The 24,213-nt window shown below is 67.5% G+C and carries 19 protein-coding genes; 14 read left to right on the top strand and 5 right to left on the bottom strand.

What is annotated here, in order from left to right:
* The first annotated feature begins 33 nt into the window (after positions 1-33).
* Positions 34-702, top strand: coding sequence for a 4'-phosphopantetheinyl transferase family protein (locus ACZ9BC_RS16255; protein ID WP_476246839.1), 669 nt, complete (start codon positions 34-36; stop codon positions 700-702).
* 6 nt (positions 703-708) lie between these two features.
* Here ACZ9BC_RS16255 and ACZ9BC_RS16250 read toward each other — a convergent pair whose 3' ends face one another.
* The 3 genes from ACZ9BC_RS16250 to ACZ9BC_RS16240 all read right to left on the bottom strand — a co-directional run bounded on the left by ACZ9BC_RS16250 (position 709) and on the right by ACZ9BC_RS16240 (position 7,159).
* Positions 709-2,070, bottom strand: coding sequence for a M1 family metallopeptidase (locus tag ACZ9BC_RS16250; RefSeq protein ID WP_476246838.1), 1,362 nt, complete (start codon positions 2,068-2,070; stop codon positions 709-711).
* Between the two features lie 18 nt (positions 2,071-2,088).
* Positions 2,089-6,081, bottom strand: coding sequence for a Pls/PosA family non-ribosomal peptide synthetase (locus ACZ9BC_RS16245; protein ID WP_476246837.1), 3,993 nt, complete (start codon positions 6,079-6,081; stop codon positions 2,089-2,091).
* 112 nt (positions 6,082-6,193) lie between these two features.
* Positions 6,194-7,159, bottom strand: coding sequence for a quinone oxidoreductase family protein (locus ACZ9BC_RS16240; RefSeq protein WP_476246836.1), 966 nt, complete (start codon positions 7,157-7,159; stop codon positions 6,194-6,196).
* Between the two features lie 147 nt (positions 7,160-7,306).
* Between ACZ9BC_RS16240 and argC the strand changes: the two genes are divergently transcribed.
* From argC to ACZ9BC_RS16190, 10 genes are all read left to right on the top strand, one after another.
* Positions 7,307-8,338, top strand: coding sequence for an N-acetyl-gamma-glutamyl-phosphate reductase (argC, locus tag ACZ9BC_RS16235; protein ID WP_476246835.1), 1,032 nt, complete (start codon positions 7,307-7,309; stop codon positions 8,336-8,338).
* Positions 8,335-9,501, top strand: coding sequence for a bifunctional glutamate N-acetyltransferase/amino-acid acetyltransferase ArgJ (gene argJ, locus ACZ9BC_RS16230; RefSeq protein ID WP_476246834.1), 1,167 nt, complete (start codon positions 8,335-8,337; stop codon positions 9,499-9,501). The genes argC and argJ overlap by 4 nt, the downstream gene beginning before the upstream one ends.
* Before the next feature lie 41 nt (positions 9,502-9,542).
* Positions 9,543-10,502 carry an acetylglutamate kinase gene (gene argB, locus ACZ9BC_RS16225; protein WP_079595451.1) on the top strand — a complete coding sequence of 320 codons (960 nt, stop codon included), beginning with the start codon at positions 9,543-9,545 and terminating at the stop codon, positions 10,500-10,502.
* Positions 10,499-11,776 (top strand): acetylornithine transaminase, encoded by a 1,278-nt coding sequence (locus tag ACZ9BC_RS16220; RefSeq protein WP_476246833.1) that lies wholly within the window; start codon positions 10,499-10,501, stop codon positions 11,774-11,776. The genes argB and ACZ9BC_RS16220 overlap by 4 nt, the downstream gene beginning before the upstream one ends.
* Positions 11,773-12,807, top strand: coding sequence for an ornithine carbamoyltransferase (argF, locus tag ACZ9BC_RS16215; protein WP_476246832.1), 1,035 nt, complete (start codon positions 11,773-11,775; stop codon positions 12,805-12,807). Before ACZ9BC_RS16220 ends, argF begins: the two co-directional genes overlap by 4 nt.
* Positions 12,807-13,337 carry an arginine repressor gene (locus tag ACZ9BC_RS16210; RefSeq protein WP_476246831.1) on the top strand — a complete coding sequence of 177 codons (531 nt, stop codon included), beginning with the start codon at positions 12,807-12,809 and terminating at the stop codon, positions 13,335-13,337. Before argF ends, ACZ9BC_RS16210 begins: the two co-directional genes overlap by 1 nt.
* Positions 13,338-13,382: 45 nt before the next feature.
* Entirely contained in the window at positions 13,383-14,588 is a 1,206-nt protein-coding gene (locus ACZ9BC_RS16205) for an argininosuccinate synthase (RefSeq protein ID WP_079595447.1), read from the top strand.
* On the top strand, positions 14,585-16,000 hold the full coding sequence (argH, locus tag ACZ9BC_RS16200) for an argininosuccinate lyase (RefSeq protein ID WP_476246830.1): 1,416 nt from the start codon (positions 14,585-14,587) through the stop codon (positions 15,998-16,000). The genes ACZ9BC_RS16205 and argH overlap by 4 nt, the downstream gene beginning before the upstream one ends.
* Positions 16,001-16,084: 84 nt before the next feature.
* The gene (locus tag ACZ9BC_RS16195) at positions 16,085-16,618 is read left to right on the top strand and encodes a pyridoxine/pyridoxamine 5'-phosphate oxidase (RefSeq protein ID WP_476246829.1); all 534 of its coding nucleotides are present in this window, start codon (positions 16,085-16,087) and stop codon (positions 16,616-16,618) included.
* Between the two features lie 10 nt (positions 16,619-16,628).
* Positions 16,629-17,390 (top strand): maleylpyruvate isomerase family mycothiol-dependent enzyme, encoded by a 762-nt coding sequence (locus ACZ9BC_RS16190; RefSeq protein ID WP_476246828.1) that lies wholly within the window; start codon positions 16,629-16,631, stop codon positions 17,388-17,390.
* Position 17,391: 1 nt separating this feature from the next.
* On the opposite strand, the gene ACZ9BC_RS16185 is transcribed toward ACZ9BC_RS16190, so the two are convergent.
* Positions 17,392-17,886 (bottom strand): methylated-DNA--[protein]-cysteine S-methyltransferase, encoded by a 495-nt coding sequence (locus tag ACZ9BC_RS16185; protein ID WP_476246827.1) that lies wholly within the window; start codon positions 17,884-17,886, stop codon positions 17,392-17,394.
* Entirely contained in the window at positions 17,883-19,367 is a 1,485-nt protein-coding gene (locus ACZ9BC_RS16180) for an AlkA N-terminal domain-containing protein (RefSeq protein WP_476246826.1), read from the bottom strand. The genes ACZ9BC_RS16185 and ACZ9BC_RS16180 overlap by 4 nt, the downstream gene beginning before the upstream one ends.
* Positions 19,368-19,479: 112 nt before the next feature.
* Here ACZ9BC_RS16180 and ACZ9BC_RS16175 point away from each other — a divergent pair, with 112 nt between their 5' ends.
* From ACZ9BC_RS16175 to tyrS, 3 genes are read left to right on the top strand one after another with little or no spacing between them, the layout of a single operon-like run.
* A complete protein-coding gene (locus tag ACZ9BC_RS16175) occupies positions 19,480-20,172 on the top strand; it encodes a DNA-3-methyladenine glycosylase (protein ID WP_476246825.1) in 693 nt (230 codons plus the stop codon).
* Positions 20,173-20,224: 52 nt separating this feature from the next.
* Positions 20,225-22,453 (top strand): HelD family protein, encoded by a 2,229-nt coding sequence (locus ACZ9BC_RS16170; protein WP_476246824.1) that lies wholly within the window; start codon positions 20,225-20,227, stop codon positions 22,451-22,453.
* Between the two features lie 24 nt (positions 22,454-22,477).
* Positions 22,478-23,791 (top strand): tyrosine--tRNA ligase, encoded by a 1,314-nt coding sequence (gene tyrS / locus ACZ9BC_RS16165; RefSeq protein WP_476246823.1) that lies wholly within the window; start codon positions 22,478-22,480, stop codon positions 23,789-23,791.
* Positions 23,792-24,213 lie beyond the last annotated feature (422 nt).

Below are 24,213 nucleotides of genomic sequence, written 5' to 3'. Positions count from 1 at the left end.
CGTTCCGGCGGAGAGCTCCTGAAAGGGCGGTGCATGGTGTCGCAGCTTGTGGTGCGGGCCATCCCGCCCTTTCTGCTGCCCGGGGAAGCCGGGAAAGCCCGCCGTGACGCTGAATCCATGCTCGATGGTTCCGAGCTGGCAAGGGCCCGGGCCATGGAGCCGGCAGCCGGGGACTGCTTCCTGGCGGGGCGGCTCGCGCAGCGGCTGTTCGCGGCCGAACTGCTGGCCGTGCACGCGACGCAGCTGGCGGCCTCCTACAGTTGCCCCTGCTGCGGCGCGGGACCCGACGTCAGCCACGGCCGCCCGGGTTACCTGCTGGGCGGCGTGCCGGCACCGCTGGCCCTCAGCCTGTCCCGGGCGGCGGGCTGGACACTGCTCGCCGCTGTGGTTGACCCTGAACCCGGACTCCGGGTGGGAACGGACGTGGAGGATCCGGCCCGCACCGGCTTCGACGGGTTCCCGGCACTGGCACTCAGCGCCGCCGAGCAGCACAGCTTACGCGCCCTCGCCGGCGGGGACCTGCTTGCGGCGAGGGCGCGGCTGTGGGCGCGCAAGGAAGCCTGGCTGAAAATGACGGGGGACGGGCTGCGCACCGCACCGTCGTCGGTGGACGTCCTGGCGCGCCCGGAGGTACGGGACCTGGACCCGGCCGGGACCGGGCTGCCCGCCCGCCTGGCGGCCGCCGTCGCGCTTTCCCCGTAGGTGGCGTCAGCGCACCGGCAGGGGCGGCAGGACTTCTTCATACAGCCACGGGTGCAGCAAAGCCTCCGTGTCCAGGGCGGTGGCCCGGTCCACTGCGAGGATGAAGTCATGGGTGGAGACGGACCCGTGGCGGTGCCGGGCGGTCCACTCCTGGAGCAGGGCGAAGAATGCGAGGTCGCCGCATGCGAGCCGTACGGCGTGCACGGCCAGCGCTCCCCGCTTGTAGACGCGGTCATCGAACATGTGCTGCGGTCCCGGATCACCGACCAGGAGGTCCTGGGCGTCCGCCGCCAGGCGGCGCCATGCAGCTTCGGCGCGGGCGGCGACGGGCATGACCCCGGCTTCCTCCGACCAGATCCATTCCGCATAGCAGGCAAAGCCCTCGTGCAGCCAAATGTCCTGCCATGAGGCCGCCGTCAAGGAGTTGCCGAACCACTGGTGCGACAGTTCATGGGCGATCAGCCGCTGCGATTCCCAGTCCCGGTCCAGGTGGTTGGGGCCGAGGATGGACATGCCCTGGGCTTCGAGCGGGATTTCCAGCTCGTCCTCCGTCACCACCACGGTGTAACCGGGGAACGGGTACGGTCCGAAACAGTCGATGAAGGTCCGCATCATGGCCGGCTGCAGTGTCAGTCCGGCCCGTGCACGGCCGGCCAAAGCGGCGGGTACGGCAACGAGCTGGGGCACCGGGGCAGCATGCCTGCCCGTATCGAGTTCGAGGACGCCGTAGCGGCCGATCTGCACCGTCGCCAGGTAGGTGGGCATCGGTTCGGCCTGCTCATAAACCCACGTCTCGCGGCTGGAGCGGGTGGTGCGCGACTGCAGGACGCCGTTGCATACGGCGCGGTAACCGGCGTCGGTGGTCACGGTGAGCCGGTAGCTGGCCTTGTCCTTGGGGTGATCGTTGCACGGGAACCAGGAGGGCGCTCCGTTCGGCTGCCCGGCCACCAGGACACCGTCGGACAGCTCCTCCCAGCCCACCTCGCCCCACAGGCCCCTGCGCGGTGACGGATTGCCCTCGTAACGGACCTCAAGCGTGAACTGTTGCCCCGGCTGCAGCGGGGAAGGCGCGGCCACCACCAGTTGTTCCGGCCGCTGGCTGAACCTGGCCGCCTTCCGGCCGTCCAGCTGCACCTTCGTGGCCCGCAGGCCGGTGAAGTCCAGGACGATGGCCGACGTCGGCACCCGGGTCACGCCGTGCACCACAGCCCTGCCGCTGAGCCGGTTGGTGCTGACCCTGTAGTCAAGCTCCAGTTCGTAGCGGTCCACGGTGAAGGCATCGGTGCCGGAGCCGGGCAGGTAAGGGTCGGGGGCAGCGTCCCTGTACACGGGGACCTGGCCGCCGGCGGCTGATACTGGAGAACTCATGGATAACCTTTGCTTGCTTTAGGCAGGGGGTGCTGCGGGCCCGCGCCACGGACTGACCGGGTTGCCCATCCAGTAAGTTGCGGCCGGGACTGTTTCGCCGCGCATCACCAGGGACGCCGGTCCCACGGTTCCGCCTGCGCCAACACTTGCCTGCGGGAGGATGACGCCGTGCGGGCCCATGGTGGCCCCGTCTTCGAGCGTAACAGCGTCTATGCTCATCACCCTGTCGTGGAAAAGGTGCGTCTGCACCACGCATCCGCGGTTCACCGTGGCGTTCCTGCCCAGCGTCACCAGGTCGGCTTCCGGCAGCCAATAGCTCTCGCACCAAGTGCCGGAGCCGATTTTCGCGCCCAGGGAACGCAGCCACCAGACCAGGGCGGGGGTGCCGGTTGCGGCGCGGGCAAACCAGGGTGCGCTGACCAGTTCGATGAAGGTGTCCACCACCTCGTTGCGCCAGATGAAGGAACTCCACAGCGGGTGCTCGCCGGCACGGATCCGTCCCACCAGGATCCATTTGGCGATGACGGACGCAGCGGCCGCCACAGCCCCGGCCAGGAGCATCACAACGCCGCTGAGGATGGCAGCCGCACCATAGCTGAAGGTTGCGGCCAGCCAGTCAAAGGCAAGCATGGTGCCGACGGCGATTCCCACCGTGAGCACCACCGGCACGAACCTGCCCAGTTCCCACAGGGACCGGGCCAGTTTGAGTTTCAGCGGTGGCTGGAACGTGCGGGAGTCGTCGGAGGCGATGGCTGTCCGCCGCAGCCGGACGGGCGGGCTGCCCAGCCAGGAGGTGCCCGACTTCGCCTTCGCGGGGGTCGCCGAGAGGACAGCCACCAGGGAATTCTTGGGGACGCTGCGTCCTGCGGCCGTCATTCCGGAATTGCCCAGGAAGGAACGTTTGCCGATTTTGGCCGGAGCCACCCGGAGCCAGCCGCTGTCCAGTTCGTAGGAGGCAACCATGGTGTCATCGGCCAGGAACGCACCCTCGCCCACCGTGGTCATTGCGGGAATCAGCAGGACGGTGGACGCTTCCACATTCCTGCCGATCTTGGCCCCGAGCAGCCTCAGCCACACGGGCGTGAAAAGGCTTGCGTAGATGGGAAACAGCAGGTCCCGGGCCAGGTCCAGGACGCGCTCGGTAGCCCAGACCTGCCAGCCGACGCGGCTGCGCACCCGGTGATACCCCTCGGTAAGGCCGATGCTCAGCAGCCGCGTGACGGCCAGGATCAGCACGGCATTGGTGAGGAACCATGCCAGGGAGGCCAGCGGAAGGGCCGGCAGCAGCTGCGGCAGGGCATCCGACAGCGAGGCGCTGCCCCGGATGAAGAGGAAAGCCACCCAGAGCGCGGCGGCCGCTGACACATAGGGGATCACCGCCAGGGCGGCCGACGCTGCGGCGAAGCCGGCAAACCACAGCCGCGCCGCGAAGGGGCCCGGGGACGGGGCATCGGGCACCGCATGTTTTGCCTTGCCCTGCCGCCGGGCGGGGGAGCCGGCTACCAGCTGGCCTGCCTTGACCTTGCCCAGTACTGCGGACCCGGCCTCCACCTGGGCGCCAGCTCCCACGGAGGCGCCGGGCATCAGGGTGCTGCGGGCCCCCACCGTGGCCCCGGATCCGATGCGGATGGCACCAATGTGGACGCTGTCGCCGTCGATCCACCAGCCGGAGAGGTCAACCTCCGGTTCCACGTTGGCTCCGTTGCCCAGCGACAGCAGCCCGGTGACGGGCGGCAGCGAGTGGAGCTGGACGTCCTTGCCGATTTTTGCGCCCAGCGCCCTGGCGTAGTGGGGAACCCAGGGTGCGCTGGCGAGGCTGATGGCACCGGCCAGGTCCTGGATTTGTTCGGCGAGCCAGAGGCGCAGATGGACCTTCCCGGAGCGCGGGTATGTTCCGGGCTTGACTCCGCGCAGCAGGTACCGTGCCGAACCGACAGAAATCATCATCCGCCCGGCAGGGCTCACAAACACCAGCCAGGAGACGCCCACCCACCACCACGAAACGGTGGGAGCAGCGGCGAATCCTGCGAGCACGGCGAGCAGGTTGTTGATGGCCATGACATACGTCAGCCAGCGCATGCCCACAAGCACGTGCAGCGGAACGCCCATGAGGGTTTGGAAAACCTGGGATTTCCGGGCTGTTGGCCGTACTGCACGCTCGGGAGCAGGGCCTGCGTCTCCCTCCGGCCGGGACTGCCGTGCCACCTCGATCAGGGCACCCACCCGGGGCGTCGCGTAAATGTCCGCCACGGTGACGGTGGGGTAGCGGACGCGGAGGGCGGACACGAGCTGGGCCGCCGACAATGATCCTCCCCCGTAGGCGAAGAAATCGGCGTCGAGGGACGTGACCGGGCTGCCCAGCACTGCGCTCCACTGCTCCACGATCCAGGCGGCATCGTCGGGCAGGTTCAGGGATGCCGCATCGGCCTCTGCTGCGCCGGCCCCGGCAAGGGGCCAGGGCAGGGCATGCCGGTTCACTTTCCCGCTGGTCTTTGTGGGCAGCGATTCCACCAGGGTGAGCAGGGGGACCAGCGCGGCGGGCAGGCTGGCCGAGAGCTGGTCCCGGGCAGCGGCCAGATCAAGGTCCTGCCCGGCGACGGGCGCGAGGTAGCCCACCAGGATCTGGTTGCCGGCCGCCGTCGTCTGGACTGCCGCGGCAGCTCCGGCCACCTGCGGGAGGGACTGCAGGGCTGCGTCAATTTCGCCAAGCTCAATCCTGCGCCCGCCCAGCTTCACCTGTTCGTCCGCCCGGCCCTGGAATATCAGGCCTGCCTGCTCATAACGCACCAGGTCTCCTGACCGGTAGGCACGCGACCAGCCCAGGCCCGGCATCGGTGCATATTTCTCTGCGTCCTTGGCCGGGTCCAGGTAGCGGGCCAGGCCCACTCCGCCGATGATCAGCTCACCCACCTCGCCCTCGGCCACCGGCACGCCGTTTCCGTCAACCACCGCCAGGTCCCAGCCGTCCAGCGGCAGGCCGATCCGCACAGGACCCGGCCCGCCCAGGGGGGCCGCGCACGCCACCACGGTTGCTTCCGTGGGGCCGTACGTGTTCCAGACTTCACGCCCCGCCACTGCCAGGCGCGTGGCCAGCTCAGGCGGACACGCTTCGCCGCCGAAGATCAGCAGGCGGACGTTCTCCAGCGCTTCGGCGGGCCACAGCGCTGCAAGCGTGGGGACTGTGGAGACGGCGGTGATCCCGTGGTTGATCAGCCACGGGCCCAGGTCCATGCCGGTCCGCACCAGCGCCCGCGGGGCAGGGACCAGGCAGGCCCCGTGCCGCCACGCCAGCCACATCTCTTCGCAGGAGGCGTCGAACGCCACCGAAAGGCCCGCCAGGACCCGGTCCTGCGGTCCCAGCGGTTCATCCTGCAGGAAGATCCGCGCTTCGGCATCCACGAAGGCTGCCGCTGACCGGTGGCTGACGGCCGCGCCCTTCGGGGTGCCGGTGGAACCGGACGTGAAGATGACCCAGGCGTCATCATCAGGGACAGGGGGGCGGGCGCCGGCAAAAGGAACTGTGCGGGCGGGACCGTCCAGGGTGGATTCCCGGAGTACGCCGCCGGCCTCCAGGACGCCCGCCACCCGGGCCTCGCCGAAGACCAGCCGGGCACGTTCGTCGGGATCGTCCGCGTCGACGGGAACGTAGGCCGCGCCCACCAGGAGTACCGCGAGAATGGAAACGTAGAGTTCATTGGTGCCGGACGGAATCCGCACGCCGATCCTGTCGCCGGCACCCAGGCCGGCCTGGTGCAGCCGCCTGGCCGCCGCCCGGACTTCTCCCATCAACTGCGAGTAGCTGAGCGAGCGGTGGCCGTCGTCCAGGGCTGAAGCGTCGGGATGCCGGGCTGCACTGTCCTGCAGGATGTCGATGAGGGTCCGCTCCGGGGGCGCAGCCAGGGACCCCGGCAGCTGGGGAGCGTACCTTGGGGCTTCCCCTGAGGGCTGTCCGCCGGGCGGGACGTCACGGGAGGGATGGACGTCCTCAAGGGGGACCTGCTGCTGAGTCACCCCGGCATTCTGCCCGTGCCAGATGAACAGAAGATGTCCGGGATGACCGAACCTTCCATTCCTGCAGGCCTTGCGTTCACCTTTTTGTTCACCTTTTCTGTGGCGGCAGCCACTACGGGATCAGGATCACTTTGCCGGTGGTGTTCCGTGCTTCCAGGTCGCGGTGCGCCTGGGCGGCCTGGGACAACGGGTAGCGTGCACCGATGCGGACCTTCAGGCTTCCGTTGGCTGCGGCGGCGAAGATCTCCCCGGACCGCCAGCGCCGTTCCTGCTGGTTGAGCAGGAAGTGGCCCAGGGTCGGCCGGGTCAGCGTCAGCGATCCGCCGGCGTTAAGGCGCTGCGGATCCACCGGGGGAACCGCTCCGGAGGCGGCCCCGAACAGGACCAGCATTCCGCGCGTCCGCAGGCAGGACAGGGAACCGTCAAAGGTGTTGCGGCCAACGCCGTCGTACACCACATCAACACCTTGCCCGTTGGTCAGCTCGCGGACGTGGTGGGGAAATCCGTCGTACCGGAGCACATGGTCTGCCCCGGCAGCCCGGGCAAGTTCTTCCTTGGCGCCGGAGGAAACAGTAGTGATGACCCGGGCGCCCCTTTCCTTCAGCAGTTGGGTCAGCAGCAGGCCCACGCCGCCGGCGCCCGCGTGCGTCAGCACCGTGTGTCCGGGCTCCACCCTGAAGGAGGAGTTGATCAGGTAGTGGGCGGTCATGCCCTGGAGCGGCAGTGCTGCGGCGGTGAGGTCATCCACCCCGTCCGGCACCGGGAGGGCTTTGGCTTCGTCGATCAGGGTGTATCCGGCATAACACCGCGAGCCTTCCGCCGTGGCCACCCGGCTGCCTATGGTGAAGGATTCGACCCCCTCACCCACCTCCTCGACCGTTCCCGCGGCTTCTGATCCGGGCGTGAAAGGGAAGGGCACCTGGTACATGCCGCCCCGCTGGTAGGTTTCGATGAAATTGACTCCGACCGCTGCCACCTTCACCAGCAGCTGGCCCGGACCAGGGACGGGCCGCTCAACATCCGCATACTCAAGGACTTCCGGGCCGCCTGCCTGCCGTGCGACGATTGCATGCGTCATTGCTCTCCTTCCCCGGGCCCGGCTTTTCCGGCCCCGGCTGCCGGAACCATCCTAGGGACACTTCTCCCTCAGCCGACAAGCCATCCATAAATATGCCATGCATAAATATCGGTGCTCATGCATAACTATTGCTGTATAGTCGGGGTCATGACTATTTCTGTTGCAGTGTCGGGCGCCAGCGGCTACGCCGGGGGAGAGGTCCTCCGCCTCCTGGCCGGCCATCCGGACGTCACCATTGGCGCCATCACGGCCCACAGCAACGCCGGCTCCCGGCTCGGCGAACTGCAGCCCCACTTGCACGGACTTGCCAGCCGCATCCTCGAAGACACCAGCGTGGAGAACCTGTCAGGGCATGACGTGGTTTTCCTGGCCCTGCCGCACGGTGCCTCCGCCGAAATCGCCGCGCGCCTGCCCGAAGGGACGGTGGTGATCGACGCCGGCGCCGACCACCGCCTGGAGGACCCCGCAGCGTGGGAAAAGTTCTACGGCTCGGCCCACGCCGGAACGTGGCCCTACGGACTCCCGGAGCTTCCGGGCCAGCGCGAGGCGCTTAAGGGCGCCACCCGCATCGCCGTTCCAGGCTGCTACCCGACGTCGGCCCTGCTGGCCCTGACGCCCGGGTTCGCGGCCCGCCTTCTGGAGCCCGACGACGTCGTCATCGTTTCCGCGTCCGGCACCTCGGGTGCCGGCAAGGCAGCCAAGGTAAACCTGATCGGTTCCGAAGTCATGGGTTCCATGAGCCCCTACGGCGTGGGTGGCGGACACCGCCATACTCCCGAGATCGAGCAGGGCCTGTCCAATGCTGCAGGCGGGCGGGTGACCGTCTCCTTTACCCCCACGCTGGCCCCCATGAGCCGCGGCATCCTTACCACCGCAACAGCCCGCGTGAAAGCCGGTACCACGGCAGCGCAGTTGCGGCAGGCGTGGACTGACGCGTACGACGACGAACCGTTCGTGCACGTCCTTTCCGAGGGCCAGTGGCCCACCACCAAGTCCGTGCAGGGATCCAACCATGCCGCGATGCAGCTGGCCTTCGACGCCCACACCGGCCGCGTGATCGTCACCTGCGTCATCGACAACCTCACCAAGGGAACGGCCGGCGGCGCCGTCCAATCCATGAACATCGCACTCGGCCTGCAGGAAACCGCCGGCCTCAACCTGCAGGGAGTAGCCCCGTGACCATCACCGCACCCCAGGGATTCCGGGCCGCCGGCGTTACCGCCGGATTGAAGGCCTCCGGCAAGCCTGACCTGGCCCTGGTGGTCAACGACGGGCCCGAAAAAGCCGCTGCCGCCGTGTTCACCAGCAACCGGGTGGCTGCAGCGCCCGTCCACTGGTCCCGCCAGGTGGTCTCCGATGGCCGGGTGGACGCCGTGGTCCTCAACTCCGGCGGCGCCAACGCCTGCACCGGGCCCACCGGCTTCCAGAACACGCACAGCACGGCCGAAAAGGTGGCAGAAGTACTGGGCATTTCCGCCACCGACGTCTTTGTCTGCTCCACCGGCCTGATCGGCGAGCAGCTTCCCATGGACAAGATCCTCCCCGGGGTTGAGGCTGCGGCCGCGGCCCTCAGCACCGACGGCGGCCCGGCCGCCGGCACCGCCATCATGACCACGGACTCCGTCCCCAAGTCCGCGCTGTTCATTGGCACGGACTCCGACGGCCAGGAGTTCACCATCGGCGGCATCGCCAAGGGAGCCGGCATGCTTGCTCCCGGCCTGGCCACCATGCTGGTGGTCCTCACCACGGACGCGGTGGTGCAGCCGGAACTCCTCGACGTCGTCCTCCGCGACGCCACCCGCGTCACGTTCGACCGGGCCGACTCGGACGGCTGCATGTCCACCAACGACACCGTGGTCCTGCTGGCCTCCGGCGCCTCCGGGGCCGTGCCCTCGGCCGAGGTTTTCACCGCCGGTCTCACGCAGGTCTGCGCCGAGCTGGCGCGGAAGCTCATCGCCGACGCCGAAGGCGCCAGCCATGACATCGCCATCCGGACCTTCAACGCGGCAAGTGAAGCGGATGCCGAGACAGTATCCCGCTCCGTTGCCAGGTCCAACCTCTTCAAAGCCGCGATCTTCGGCAAGGATCCCAACTGGGGCCGCGTGCTCTCCGCGGTCGGCACCACTGACGCCGTCTTCGAACCGGACCAGCTCAACGTGGCCATGAACGGCGTCCAGATCTGCCGCAACGGCAGCATCGGCGACGACCGCGGCCTGGTGGACCTTGAGCCGCGCGAGGTCCTGGTGGAGATCGACCTGCAGGCCGGCGACGCCGAAGCCACGATCTGGACGAATGACCTCACCCACGACTACGTGCACGAGAACAGCGCCTACTCCAGCTAGGTGCACTGGCCCATCACCGGAACCTCTGCGGAAGCGACAGCATGAACACCCAGACGCGCGAGACCACCAGCATGTCCGACGCCCAGGCAAAGGCCGGAACGTTGATCGAGGCACTGCCCTGGATCCAGCGCTTTGCCGGCACCACCATGGTGATCAAGTACGGCGGCAACGCCATGGTCAACGATGACCTGCGCCGCGCCTTCGCCGAGGACATCGTGTTCCTCCACCACGTGGGGATCCACCCCGTGGTGGTTCACGGCGGCGGGCCGCAGATCAACTCCATGCTGGGCCGGCTTGGCATCGAATCCGAATTCAAGGGCGGGCTCCGCGTCACCACCCCTGAAGCCATGGACGTGGTCCGCATGGTGCTCACCGGACAGGTGGGACGGGAACTGGTGGGGCTTATCAACTCCCACGGGCCCTACGCCGTCGGCATGTCCGGGGAGGACGGCGGCCTGCTGCGCGCCGTCCGCACCGGGACAGTGGTGGATGGCGAAGAAGTGGACCTTGGACTGGTCGGCGAGGTGGTCGGCGTCGACCCCGCCGGGATCAAAGACATCCTCGACGCCGGGCGCATCCCCGTGATCTCCACCGTCGCCCCGGAAATTGTCGACGGCGGCGACGGCGTCCCCGGTGCCGCCAGGTTCCAGCCCACCGGCCAGGTGCTGAACGTCAACGCCGATACCGCCGCCGCTGCGGTGGCCTCCGCGCTGGGTGCGTCCAAGCTGGTGATCCTGACCGACGTCGAGGGACTCTATGCCAACTGGCCGGACAAGTCCTCGCTGATCTCCTCCATCACGGCCACCGAGCTGCGGGGGATGCTGCCGAAACTCGAATCAGGCATGATTCCCAAAATGGCAGCGTGCCTCAAGGCCATTGACGAGGGAGTGGAACGGGCGCACATCGTGGACGGCCGCCTGCCACACTCCATGCTTCTTGAGACTTTCACGACCGCCGGAATCGGTACCCAGGTGGTTCCGGACGAGGAGACCAACGCATGAACCAGAATCAGAAGGCCCCGGTGGCTGAGCTGGCCGAAACCCCGTTGACCGACCTGGTGGAAACCAGCGGCCACGCCGGTTCGGAGTGGCTGGCCCGCTACTCCACCTCCCTGATGGGCGTCTTCGGCACCCCGCAGCGCGTCCTGGTCCGCGGTGCCGGCTGCCTGGTCTGGGACGCGGACGGCAAGGAATACCTGGACTTGCTGGGCGGCATCGCCGTCAACGCCTTAGGCCACGCCCACCCGTTCGTCACCTCGGTTATCGCCAGCCAACTGGCCACGCTGGGGCACGTCTCCAACTTCTTCACCAGCCCCACCCAGATCGCGCTGGCCGAAAAGCTCCTGGCCCTCACCAACGCTCCTGCCGGGTCCAAGGTGTTCTTCACCAACTCCGGAACCGAAGCCAATGAAGCCGCCTTTAAGCTTGCCCGCCGCAACAGGGGTGGCAGCGAGGCGAAGCGGACTAAAATCATTGCCCTTGAGGGGGCCTTCCACGGCCGGACCATGGGAGCGCTGGCCCTCACCGCCAAGGAAGCGTACCGGACGCCGTTCGAGCCGCTGCCCGGCGGCGTGGTCCACATTCCGTTCGGCGACGTCGAGGCGCTGAAGGATGCTGTAGACGAAACCGTGGCAGCAGTCTTCCTGGAGCCGATCCAGGGCGAGGCGGGCGTGCGCCCCCTGCCGCCCGGATATCTCCGGGCAGCCCGCGAGCTGACCGCCAGGGTAGGAGCGTTGCTGATCCTGGACGAGGTGCAGACCGGCATCGGCCGGACCGGCAAGTGGCTTGCCAGCGAGGACGCCGGGATCATGCCCGATGCAGTCACTCTGGCCAAGGGCCTGGGCGGCGGTTTCCCCATCGGTGCCCTGGTGACGATGGGCGAGCAGACGTCGTCGTTGCTGTCCGCGGGCCAGCACGGCACCACCTTTGGCGGGAACCCCGTGGCAACCGCGGCGGCCCTCGCCACGCTGCACGCCATCGAAAACCAGCATGTGCTGGACAACGTGCGCCTGGTGGGGGAGCACCTCCGCTCCGCGCTGGCGGCCGTCCCGGGCGTCACCGAAGTCCGCGGCGAAGGCCTGCTGATTGGCTTCGACCTTGACGCCGACGTGGCGCCGGCCGTGGTGCAGGCCGGGCTGGATGCCGGCTTCATCGTCAACAGCCCGGGACCGCGCACCATCCGCCTGGCACCGCCGCTGGTCCTCACCACGGCACAGGCCGACTCCTTCCTCGCCGCCTTGCCGGCAATCCTCCAGAAAGCTAAGGACGCCCAGTGACTTCTGCCGTTTCCACCAGCGCAGCCCCTGCGAAGAACACCACCCGGCACTTCCTCAAGGACACCGACCTCAGCCCGGCCGAACAGGCTGAGGTCCTGGAGCTTGCCGCGCGCATGAAGGCTGCGCCCTACAGCGTCCAGCCCTTCGCGGCGGAGGGCAACGGCCGCAAGACCGTCGCCGTGATCTTCGACAAGACCTCCACCCGGACCCGCGTCTCCTTCGCCACGGGGATCGCGGACATGGGCGGCAACGCCCTGATCATTAACCCCGGCGAGGCGCAGATCGGCCACAAGGAATCCGTGGAGGACACCGCCAAGGTCCTGGAACGGATGGTCTCCACCATCGTGTGGCGTACCGGTGCACACTCGGGCCTGGTGGCCATGGCGGAAAACTCGAAGGTCCCCGTCATCAACGCGTTGTGCGACGACTACCACCCGTGCCAGCTCCTGGCCGACCTGCTGGCCGTCAAGGAGCACAAGGGCGAACTCAAGGGCCTCACCATGAGCTACCTGGGTGATGCCGCCAACAACATGGCCAACTCCTACCTGCTGGCCGGGGTGACGGCTGGAATGCACGTCCGTATCGCCGGGCCCGAAGGGTACCTGCCCGCCGCGGACATCGTGGCCGCTGCCGAGGAGCGCGCCGCCCAGACGGGCGGCTCGGTCCTGATCACCACGGATGCAGCAGAAGCGCTCAAGGGCGCCGACGTGGTGGCCACGGACACCTGGGTGTCCATGGGCCAGGAAACGGAAAAGGAAGCCCGGCTGCAGCTGTTCCGGGAGTACTCCGTGGACGAGGCGGCCATGGCACAGGCTGCGGAAGACGCCGTCGTGCTTCACTGCCTGCCCGCCTACCGCGGCTACGAGATTTCGGCAGGCGTCATTGACGGTCCCCAGTCCATCGTGTGGGACGAGGCGGAAAACCGCCTGCACGCCCAGAAAGCGCTGATGGCCTGGCTGATGCACCGCTCCGGCCTGGCATTCGTCGACGGTCTTGCACCCGTTGAAGGCACCGGGGAGAGCACGTTCTAGTGTCCACCGGCCCCTCGGTGCCGGGCTCCAGCCCGGCCACCAAAACCGCCCGCCAGGCGCGCATCACCGCCATCCTGACGGGTGAATCGGTGCGTTCCCAGGCCGAGCTGGCCGCCTTGTTGGCGGACGACGGCGTGCAGGTCACCCAGGCAACGCTGTCGCGGGACCTGGTGGAACTGGGAGCGGTCCGCGTCCGCGGGAAAGAGGGCGTCCTGGTGTATGCAGTCCCCGGCGAAGGGGGCGAGCGGGCCGCGAAGAGCGGCGTCAGCCAGGAAATCCTGGACGCGAGGCTCGCCCGGCTGTGCAGTGAACTGCTGGTGACGGCCGAAGCTTCGGCCAACATCGTGGTGCTCCGGACCCCGCCCGGTGCAGCCAACTTCCTGGCCCTGGCCATCGACCATTCGGTGATGCCGTCCATCCTGGGCACCATTGCCGGGGACGATACGGTCCTGCTGGTCTCCCGTGACCCGCTCGGAGGTCCCGACCTCGCCGCCCGCTTCCTGCAACTGGCAGAGGAAGCCGGGCAATAAGCTTGAAGGCAACAACCAACAAACCCCCAACAAGGAGCATTTAAAGTGACTGAACGCATTGTGCTGGCCTATTCCGGCGGCCTGGACACGTCCGTAGCCATCGGCTGGATCGGTGAAGCCACCGGCGCTGAGGTCATCGCCGTGGCGGTGGACGTCGGACAGGGCGGCGAGTCCCTCGAGACCATCCGCCAGCGCGCCCTGGGCTGCGGCGCCGTCGAAGCCTACGTGGCCGACGCCTCGGACGAGTTCGCCAACGAATACTGCGTCCCCACCCTGAAGGCCAACGCCCTCTACCAGGGCCACTACCCACTGGTCTCCGCCATCTCCCGCCCCGTGATCGTGAAGCACCTGGTCAAGGCCGCCCGCGAGTTCGGCGCCACCACCGTTGCCCACGGCTGCACCGGCAAGGGCAACGACCAGGTCCGCTTCGAGGTCGGCATCCAGACCCTCGGTCCGGACCTGAAGTGCATCGCCCCGGTCCGCGACCTCGCCCTGACCCGCGACAAGGCCATCGCCTTCGCAGAGGAAAAGGGCCTGCCCATCGAGACCACCAAGAAGAACCCGTACTCGATCGACCAGAACGTCTGGGGCCGCGCCGTCGAAACCGGCTACCTCGAGGACATCTGGAACGCGCCCACCAAGGACATCTACGACTACACCGCCACCCCGGAGTTCCCGCCGGCACCGGATGAGGTCACCATCTCCTTCGAAGCCGGCGTGCCGGTAGCGATCGACGGCGTCCGGGTCACCCCGCTGCAGGCCATCAAGGAACTCAACCGCCGTGCCGGCGCCCAGGGCGTGGGCCGCATCGACGTCGTCGAGGACCGCCTGGTGGGCATCAAGTCCCGCGAAATCTACGAAGCCCCCGGCGCCATGGCACTGATCACTGCGCACAAGCACCTCGAGGACATCACCATCGAGCGCGAGCAGGCCCGCTTCAAGGCCACGGTTGGCCAGCGCTGGGCAGAGCTGGTGTACGACGGACAGTGGTTCTCCCCGCTGAAGCGCTCCCTGGACGCTTTCATCGAGGACACCCAGAAGTACGTCTCCGGCGACATCCGCATGACCCTGCACGGTGGCCAGGCGATCGTCAACGGCCGCCGCTCCGACACCTCCCTGTACGACTTCTCGCTGGCCACCTACGACACCGGTGACACCTTCGACCAGTCCATGGCCAAGGGCTTCATCGAGCTGTGGGGCATGTCCGCCAAGGTAGCCTCCGGCCGCGACATCCGGGTCGCAGGTCAGTGACCAGCGCAACAAATGAAGGCGCACTGTGGGGCGGCCGGTTCGCCGGCGGCCCCGCGGATGCCCTGGCCGCGTTGAGCAAGTCCACGCACTTCGACTGGCGGCTGGCGCGCTACGACATCGCCGGTTCCAAGGCGCATGCCCGCGTGCTGCACAAGGCAGGGCTGCTGGACGACGGCGAGCTTGAGGGCATGCTCTCGGCCTTGACGCAGCTGGACGAGGACGTTGCTTCGGGCGCCTACCTGCCGGCGGAGTCTGACGAGGACGTCCACGGTTCCCTGGAGCGCGGCCTCATCGAGCGGGCCGGGGTCCAGCTGGGCGGCAAGCTCCGCGCCGGCCGGTCCCGCAACGACCAGGTGGCCACCCTGGGCCGGATGTTCCTGCGCGACCATGCCCGGATCATCGCCCGCGGTGTGCTCGCAACGGTGGACGCCCTCGTGGACCAGGCCAAGGCCCACCACGGCGTGGCCATGCCGGGCCGCACCCACCTGCAGCACGCCCAGCCGGTCCTGCTCAGCCACCACCTGCTGGCCCACGCCTGGGCACTGCTGCGCGATGTGCAGCGGCTCCAGGACTGGGACAAGCGGGCCGGTGTGTCCCCGTACGGTTCGGGCGCGCTGGCAGGGTCCTCGCTGGGCCTGGATCCCGAAGCCGTGGCGGCGGACCTTGGCTTCTACTCGGCAGCCCACAACTCGATCGACGGCACCGCATCGCGCGACGTCTTCGCGGAGTTCGCCTGGGTGTGCTCCATGATCGGCGTGGACCTGTCCAGGATCTCCGAGGAAGTGATCTTCTGGGCCACGAAGGAGTTCTCCTTCGTCACGCTGCATGATTCGTACTCCACGGGGTCCTCGATCATGCCGCAGAAGAAGAACCCTGACGTAGCCGAACTGGCGCGCGGCAAGGCAGGGCGCCTGATCGGCAACCTGACCGGGCTGCTGGCCACGCTCAAGGGCCTGCCGCTGGCGTACAACCGCGACCTGCAGGAGGACAAGGAGCCGGTTTTCGATGCCGCCGACACCCTGGAGCTGCTGCTCCCGGCCGTCTCGGGCATGATCGCGACGCTGAAGTTCAATACTGAGCGGATGGAGTCCCTGGCACCCCAGGGCTTCGCGCTGGCCACTGACATTGCCGAATGGCTCGTCCGGCAGGGCGTTCCGTTCCGCGAGGCGCACGAGCTGTCCGGAGCTGCCGTCAAGCAGGCTGAAAGCCGCGGCGTGGAACTGTGGGACCTGACCGATGAGGAATACGCTGCCATCTCGGAGCACCTGACGCCTGAGGTCCGGACGGTCCTGTCCACGGAGGGGTCGCTCAACAGCCGCAACTCCCAGGGCGGCACCGCACCGGCCGCCGTCGAGCGCCAGCTGGTTGCCCTCGAAGCGGAGCTCGCGGGCGTCCGGGAGTACGCAGGCTAACCACCCCGCGAGATGGCACTTCGCGGCAATGTTTTTCATAAACACTGCCGTGAAGTGCCATCTCGCGGCGTTTAAGCTGAGCACATGAGCGAAACGTTCCGAAAGTTCCTCCGCACGCTTCCCGACTTTCCGGAGTCACTTCCAGGCTTTGACCCGGAGAACGCGCCGGCAGATCCCGTGGAGCTGTTCAAGCAGTGGCTGGACGGGGCATTGGCCGCGGGGGAGCAGCAGCCGCACGCATTCAGCCTCGCCACGGTGGATGGGCAACAACCGTCCTCCCGGATGCTGATCCTGAAAAACATTGACGACGACGGCTGGCACTTCGCCACGTCCCGCACGTCCCGGAAGGGCCGGGAGCTTGCGGAGGCACCGCGGGCGGCCATGAACTTCTACTGGCCCTCCCAGGGCCGGCAGGTCCGGGTGGCGGGTCCCGTCGTGGAACTGTCGGCGGAGGCGTCCGCCGTTGACTGGGCAGAGCGGCCACGAGCCGACGGCAGTACCAACCCGCACTGGCAGCTCTACGCGGTCCAGCCCACGGAGTACGAGTTCTGGCAGGCCAGCAACGACGGCGAGCACGTGCGGCACCGCCTCGGTCCCGACGGCAACCGTCCGGGCTAGGATGGGCGCCATGACAGCTCCCGTACCCGATGACCTGCTCGCATGGCTCCACAAGGCCGCCGACACCGTGGCCGCTGATGCTGCAAAGTTCACTGACGAGGACGTGCGGGCTCCCTCCGCCCTTCCTAATTGGACACGGGGGCATGTCCTGGCCCACCTCACCGGGATCTCGAATGCCATGGCCCGGCAACTCGAGTATGCAGCCCGCGGCGAAACCATCGAGCTGTACGACGGCGGCATGGAGGGCCGGAACAGGGCCATCGAGATGGCTGCCGGACATGACGCCGCCACCCACCTCGCGGACCTGGCCGGCGCCCTGGAACGGGCGCTCAAGGCCTTTGACGCGCTGCCGGACGTCAAGGATTCCTCGGCCCACCGCATCGGGTGGTGGGCCCCCATCACCTACCGCGGGGGAGTGGTGCTCGACGGCGGCCTGGCGCTCTGGCGCGAACTCGTCATCCATGCCTCGGACCTGGACACCGGCAGGGGACCGGAAACGTGGAGCCGGCAGTTCTGCGACCACCTGTTCGACTTCCTCGCGGCCCGGGTACCGCCGGAGGACAAGCTGGTGCTGCAGCCGTTGGGCCTGCCGCCCGTCAGCATCGGGAGCGGCAACCGCTCCATCGTGATCAGCGGCATGCTCACGGACATTGCCGCGTGGCTGGCCGGCCGCGAGCCATCCCTGGGCAGCCTGCGGGCTTCTGCCGCGGCCGACGGCACCGACCTGCCCGGGCTGCTGCCCTGGCCGGCAGGCACACCCGCCCCCAAATAGCTCAAACCGCTTCGCGGGCCAGAAGGCTTTCCTTCACCCGCAGGCCCCAGCGGAACCCGCCAAGCGAGCCGTCAGTCCGAATGACGCGGTGGCAGGGAACAAACAGTGCAGCGGCGTTGAAGGCGCAGGCGCTGGCGGCGGCCCGGACAGCTTTGGGATTGCCCGCCAAGGCGGCGTACTCCCTATACGTCACCGGAAAACCTGGTTTGACCTGCCGGAGGACATCCCAGGCGTGGGCCCGGAACGGCCCCGATTGCTGCAGGACCGGCACGTCCATGGCGGGGCCCGGATCGCCGTCGTAGAAGGCCTCCACCGCAAGCGAAACTGCACCCAGCCCCGAAACCGCCTCCATGGATGACGGCAGCAGGGCCGGGTGGATCTGCCCCGTCAGTTCGGTGACATCGGCAGTCCAGCCGGAGGCCAGAACCACGCCGTCCCGGGCCAGGATGGTGAAGGGGCCGTCCGGCGTGGGCATCTCGAGCAGCTGGGCTTTCATGGCATCACTTTCAGGGAAACGTTATTCAGAACAAGGCTTTTGGGTGCGGCGGCAGCCCGCCACAGGTGCATGGTGGCGTAGGAGCGCCAGGGGCTGAGTTCCTGGAAGTCCGGGCTCAGTCCGGTGTTGCCGGTGGACAGGGCCCGGATCCCGTTCCGGACGGCGGCGTCGTTGGCAAGGAAAATGTCGGGGGCGCCAATCACCCGCATTGCCACATAGCCCACTGTCCACGGTCCCACACCGGGCAGCGGAAGCAGCATGGCGGTGAGGCCGGGAAGGTCGTTGCCGTAGCCCGGGTCGATCCTGCCTTCTGCCATGGCGGCGGCGGCGTTGAGGAGTGATTCCGTCCTCCGCCGGGGGCCGCGCAGCAGGTGTCCCGCCTCCGCAATTTCCGACGGCGTGGGGAACAGCCGGTCCAGTCCGTCGCCGGGGACGGTGCTGGGGCGGCCCGCTGCGGACAGCTGGGTCAAGGCGGTGCGGGCGGCAGCCACGGTGATCTGTTGCCCCACCATCGCCCGCACCAGCAGTTCCTGCGGATCCAGCGCGCCGGGCATCCGGATGCCCGGCGCTTCCGCCACTGCGTTGGCGAGCCGGCTGTCCTCCGCGAGGGCGCCGTCGATGGCTTCGGGATCGGCGTCAAGGTCGAACAACCTGCGGACGCGGCTCAGCAGCGCCGGCAGGTCGCGAAGGTCCACCGCGCCGATGGTGAGGGTCAGGGGCCGCTCCAGGGCGCCGGCGTCGTACTCCACCCGGAAGCGGGCGTCGCCGTGCGGCAGCCGCAGGGTCCGGGCGTAGGACGCAGCCGTCCCTGCCTCGATTCCCGGGATGGCACGCACCGCCAGGAACGTGAAAATGCCGGGATCGAACGGCTTGCGGTAGGGGAGGCTGAGGGTCAGCGCGGTGGACCCCATCGCGGATTTTGTGGTCCGCCCGGTCAGGCGCAAGGCCGTAGGGGTCATGTCGAAAACGTCCAGCATGGTTTCGTTGAACTGCCGGACGCTGCTGAAGCCGGCAGCGAATGCGATGTCGGCGAGCTTCATGGACGTGGAAACCAGCAGGGTGCGGGCTGTCTGGGCCCGTCCGGCCCGGGCAAGGGACAGCGGCCCGGCACCCAGTTCCTGCACGAGGATCCGGTTGAGCTGGCGGGAGGAATAGCCCAGCCGGGCAGCGAGGCCTTCCACGCCGTCCCGGTTGATCACGCCGTCGTTGATCAGGCGCATGGCGCGGCCGGCGACGTCCTGGCGAAGGTTCCAGGCGGGGGTCCCGGGAACCGCCTCCGGAAGGCACCGCTTGCATGCCCTGTAGCCGGCGTCGTGCGCTGCAGCGGACGTCTCGTAGAAGGTGACGTTGGCGGCCTTGGGCGTCCGGGCCGGGCACGAGGGACGGCAATAAATGCCCGTGGTCCGCACGGCAGTGTAGAACTGCCCGTCGAAACGGGTGTCCCGGGCATCGATTGCCCGGTAGCGCTGCCAGAAGTCCATTACTCCATCCTGCCAGCCGCCGGACGCCCCTACTAGCGGAAATCGGACACGGCCGTGGCCCGCCCGGCAGTGCATTGCGGCTGGATTGCGCGGATATGGGTAAGGTCTGGCCATGAGCGAAAATCCCTTACCGGCCGGTCCGCCGCTGCGGGAAAAGCTCGCGGGCGACGCCCGCGAGCTGGCCCCGAAGCTGCTCGGTGCTGTGCTCACGCACGATTCGCGCGAGGGACCCGTCTCCGTCCGGCTGACCGAGGTGGAAGCCTATCTGGGGCCGGAGGATTCCCTGCACCCTGATCCTGGATCGCACACGTACCGCGGCCCCACGCCCCGCAACGCGCCGATGTTCGGCCCCGCCGGGCATCTGTACGTCTACTTCACCTACGGGATGCACCACTGCACCAACATCGTGTGCGGGCCGGACGGGGTAGCCTCGGCCCTGCTCCTGCGTGCCGGGGAGATCGTCGACGGGGTAGAGCTGGCGCAACGGCGCCGGCCCACGTCAAAGAACGCGGCGGACCTCGCCAGCGGTCCCGCGCGGCTCGCCAAAGCCTTGGGCTTAACGACGGCGGACAGCGGGCGGGATGCCCTGGCACCACCGTTCGGGCTGGTGCTTCCGTCCGGGCCGGCCGTGCACGTCAGTTCCGGCCCCCGGGTGGGTGTGGCAGGAGCAGGCGGCTCTGATGAGTACTCGTGGCGCTTCTGGATCACCGGGGACCCCACGGTCTCCAAATACAAGGCCGCCCAGCCCAGGAAACCGAAAAACGGGCCCCGGGCGGCCGCCGCAGCCAAGTTTCACCAGCGTTAACGGAAATGGTTGTAGAATGGACGGTCTGTCTTTTGCGATAGGGGAACGTTAAATGCTTGACGCCGATTTGGCCCACGAACGGGAGTATGTAGCCGGCCTGTATGCCCGGCTGGAAGAGCTCCGCGAGGAAAAGCGCCGGCAGTTGGCGCAGGTCCGCCGGGCCGGGGCCGTAGGCACCATGCAGAACGTTTCTGAACGTGACGCGTTCGCCGCCCTGTATGAGGACCGCCTGGCACAGCTGGATGCGGTGGATGACCGGCTGGTCTTCGGACGCCTGGACCTGGACTCGGGCGAAGCGCAGTACATCGGCCGCATCGGCCTCACCACCGAGGACCTTCAGCGGCTTATGGTGGACTGGCGCGCGCCCGAAGCCGGGCACTTCTACCAGGCCACCGCCTTCGACCGGCAGGGAGTGCGCCGCCGCCGGCACCTGATCCTGCAGGGCCGCGAGGTCAAGGCCATCGAGGACGACGTCCTGGACGCCGGGATGCTGGCGGACAACGAATCGCTGCAGGGCGAGGGTGCACTGCTCGCGGCGCTGAACTCCAAGCGGACCGGCCGGATGTCGGACATCGTCAGCACCATCCAGTCGGAGCAGGACCGCATCATCCGTTCCTCCATCTCCGGTGCCCTGGTGGTCCAGGGCGGGCCCGGCACGGGCAAGACGGCCGTGGCGCTGCACCGCGCCGCCTACCTGCTCTACACCCACCGCGACCGGCTCAAGAGCGCAGGCGTGCTGCTGGTGGGCCCGTCGTCGTCGTTCATGAAGTACATCGAACGCGTGCTGCCATCGCTGGGTGAGACCGGCGTGGTCATGGCCAGCCTCGGCCGCCTGATGCCCGGCATCCAGGCCGTCCCGGAACCGGACGCCGCCGTCGCAGCCATCAAGGGTCGCCTGGACATGGTGGACATCGTGGCCAATGCCGTGTCCAACAGGCAGCGGATTCCCGGCGAGAACATGATCCTGCAGGTGGACGGACGGAAGCTGGTGCTGACCCCCCGGCAGGTCCGCCGCGCCCGCGAACGCGCCCGGTCCACCGGGAAGCCGCACAACGAGGCACGGGTGACCTTCGTCAAAATCCTGCTCCGGGAGCTGACCGAACAGCTGACCGACCTCGTCGAGGCAGGCAACATCGGCAACAACGCCGACCGCTCCTACCTGGCCGAGGACGTCCGGACGGCGCGCGACGTGCGGATCGCCTTGAACCTGTGCTGGATGCCCATGACGCCGGAGAAGTTGATCTCCGAGCTGTTCAGCAAGCCGGCGATCCTGGAGTTCTGCACTCCCAAGCTTTCGTCGGCGGAACGGGCACTGCTGCTGCGTCCCGTGGATGCGCCGTGGACCGAATCCGACGTGCCCCTGCTGGACGAGGCCGCCGAACTGCTCGGCGAGCTGGATCCTGCGGCGGGACGGGGGCTGGCACAGCAGGAGCACGACCGTGCCCGCGACCTGGCGAACGCCAAGCAGACGCTCGTCAACATGGAAACTGCCGGGGTGGACGCCCTGATGACGGCCGAAGACCTGGTGGAGCAGAACCAGGAACGCGAGGCCAGGCTGACGGCTGCGGAGCGTGCCACCAGCGACCGCACCTGGGCTTTCGGGCACATCGTGGTGGACGAGGCCCAGGAGCTTTCGCCCATGCAGTGGCGGCTCCTGGTCCGGCGCTGCCCACTGAAGTCCTTCACCATTGTGGGGGACATTGCCCAGACCAGCTCTGTGGCCGGTGCCAATTCCTGGCAGGGTGCCCTTGCCCCGATGTTCGGCGACCGGTGGCAGCTGGAGGAGCTGACGGTCAACTACCGCACCCCGTCCCAGATCGCCGAGGCCGCGGTGCGGATGGCCAACGCCGCCGGCCTGGTGGTGTCTGCGCCGAAGGCAGTCCGGGAAGGGCGCTGGTCGCCCATCATTGACGAAGTGGAGCCGGGCACCCTGGTCGACCGGCTCGTGGAGGTCCTGCCGGAGGAACTTGCAGCGCTCGACGGCGGCCTGCTGGCTGTCATTGCCGAAGGTGACCTTTTGCCGGAAGCCACCGCAGCCCTGCGCGCGGCCTATGGGCGGCGCATCGGCACGGGCGCCGGCAGCTATGAACAGGACATCGTGGTCATCAGTCCGCGGGACGCGAAGGGCCTGGAGTTCGACGGCGTGGTGGTCCTGGAGCCTGCCAGGATGCTCAATCACGAGCACGGCAAGGTGGGCGACCTCTACGTGGCCATGACCCGTGCCACCCAGCGGCTGCGGCTGATAGCCGGAGAACCGGTACCCGCCGGCATCGTCCGCTGATCCGGTACTGCTAACTTAGAAAGCGTGTCAGAAATCAACAGCGTCGAATCGCAGCAGAACGACCCCACTTTTGCCAACATCTGGCAGGAGCTGAAATGGCGTGGCCTGGTCCACGTCTCCACCGACGAAGCAGAGCTGGAAAAGCTCCTCGCCGGTGGACCGGTCACATACTATTGCGGTTTCGATCCCACCGCGCCAAGCCTCCACCTGGGCAACCTGGTCCAGCTGCTCGTGATGCGGCGGCTGCAGCTGGCCGGGCACAAACCGCTGGGACTCGTGGGCGGCTCCACCGGCATGATCGGCGATCCCCGTCCCACGGCGGAACGTACGCTCAACACCAAGGAAACGGTGGCTGAGTGGGTGGGGTACCTTCAGGGCCAGGTGCAGCGGTTCCTCAGCTTCGACGGGGACAACGCTGCCCGGATGGTGAACAACCTGGACTGGACCGCGCCGCTGAGCGCCATCGACTTCCTCCGTGAGGTGGGCAAGCACTTCCGGGTGGGCACCATGCTGCGCAAGGACGCCGTCGCTTCGCGCCTGAACTCCGATGAAGGCATCAGCTACACGGAGTTCAGCTACCAGATCCTGCAGGGCATGGATTACTTGCAGCTCTACCGGGACTACGGCTGCGTGCTGCAGACCGGCGGTTCGGACCAGTGGGGCAACCTCACCAGCGGAACGGAACTGATCCGCAAGGTGGAGGGCAAGAGCGTCCACGCGCTGGGCACTCCGCTCATCACCAACTCCGACGGCACCAAGTTCGGCAAGAGTGAGGGCAACGCCATCTGGCTCGACGCCGGGATGTGCAGCCCCTACGCCTTCTATCAGTTCTGGCTCAACACTGCCGATGCGGATGTGGTGGACCGGTTGAAGGTCTTCACCTTCCTCAGCCGCGCGGAGATTGAGGACATCGCCACGGCTGTTGCCGAGCGCCCCTTTGCCCGTGAGGGACAGCGGAAGCTCGCCTTCGAAGTGACGTCCCTCGTTCACGGGGTGGAAGCCACCGAAAAAGTCATCGCCGCCTCGGCCGCCCTTTTTGGGAACGGTGACCTGGCTGCACTGGACAAGTCCACGCTCCAGGCGGCGACGTCCGAGCTTCCGTCCGCCACGGTCCAGGTGGACGCACTCGGAATCATCGATCTCCTTGTTGCCTCCGGGCTTTCGGAAAGCAAGTCTGCTGCCCGGCGCACTGTGGGGGAAGGGGGCGCCTACGTGAACAACGAAAAGGTGCTGGATCCTGAAGCCGTAATTTCCGAGGACGAGCTCCTGCACGGGCAGTACCTGCTGCTCCGCCGGGGCAAGAAGAACCTGGCCACTGTCGAAGTCCTGGTTCCGTAACCAAGGCAGACGCCACCCCCTCTTTGCCACATGCACGCCCCTCCGCAGCCGATTTGCACGGCCGCGGAGGGGCGTGTATTGTTTTCTGAGTCGCCGCCGCTGAGTGGTGACAAACCCCCAACTAATAAGAAGCAATTCTTGGTCACGCAGAGCGTGGGTTGAAGAAATGCTTCGCTTTTGTCTGGGCGGATTTATTCCGACAGAGTGAATTCCGGGAAAACAACCGGATTTGCAAAAGCGAGAATGAATGAAATAAGATTGAAACATCGCAGCGAAGAAATACGAAATATGAATTCAATTTGTTGAATTGTTTCGAGAATATTCGAATGTGTCTGTTGTTTGAGAACTCAATAGTGTGCCAAGTTTGTTGATACCGATTTGTTTTTATGAATTGGTTGAAATGTGCCGGGCTGTCCGCCCCT

This window comes from Pseudarthrobacter sp. TE3704, from assembly GCF_056279405.1.
Note: the sequence above shows the minus strand (reverse complement) of the source record. Positions and strands in the feature narration are given on the sequence as shown.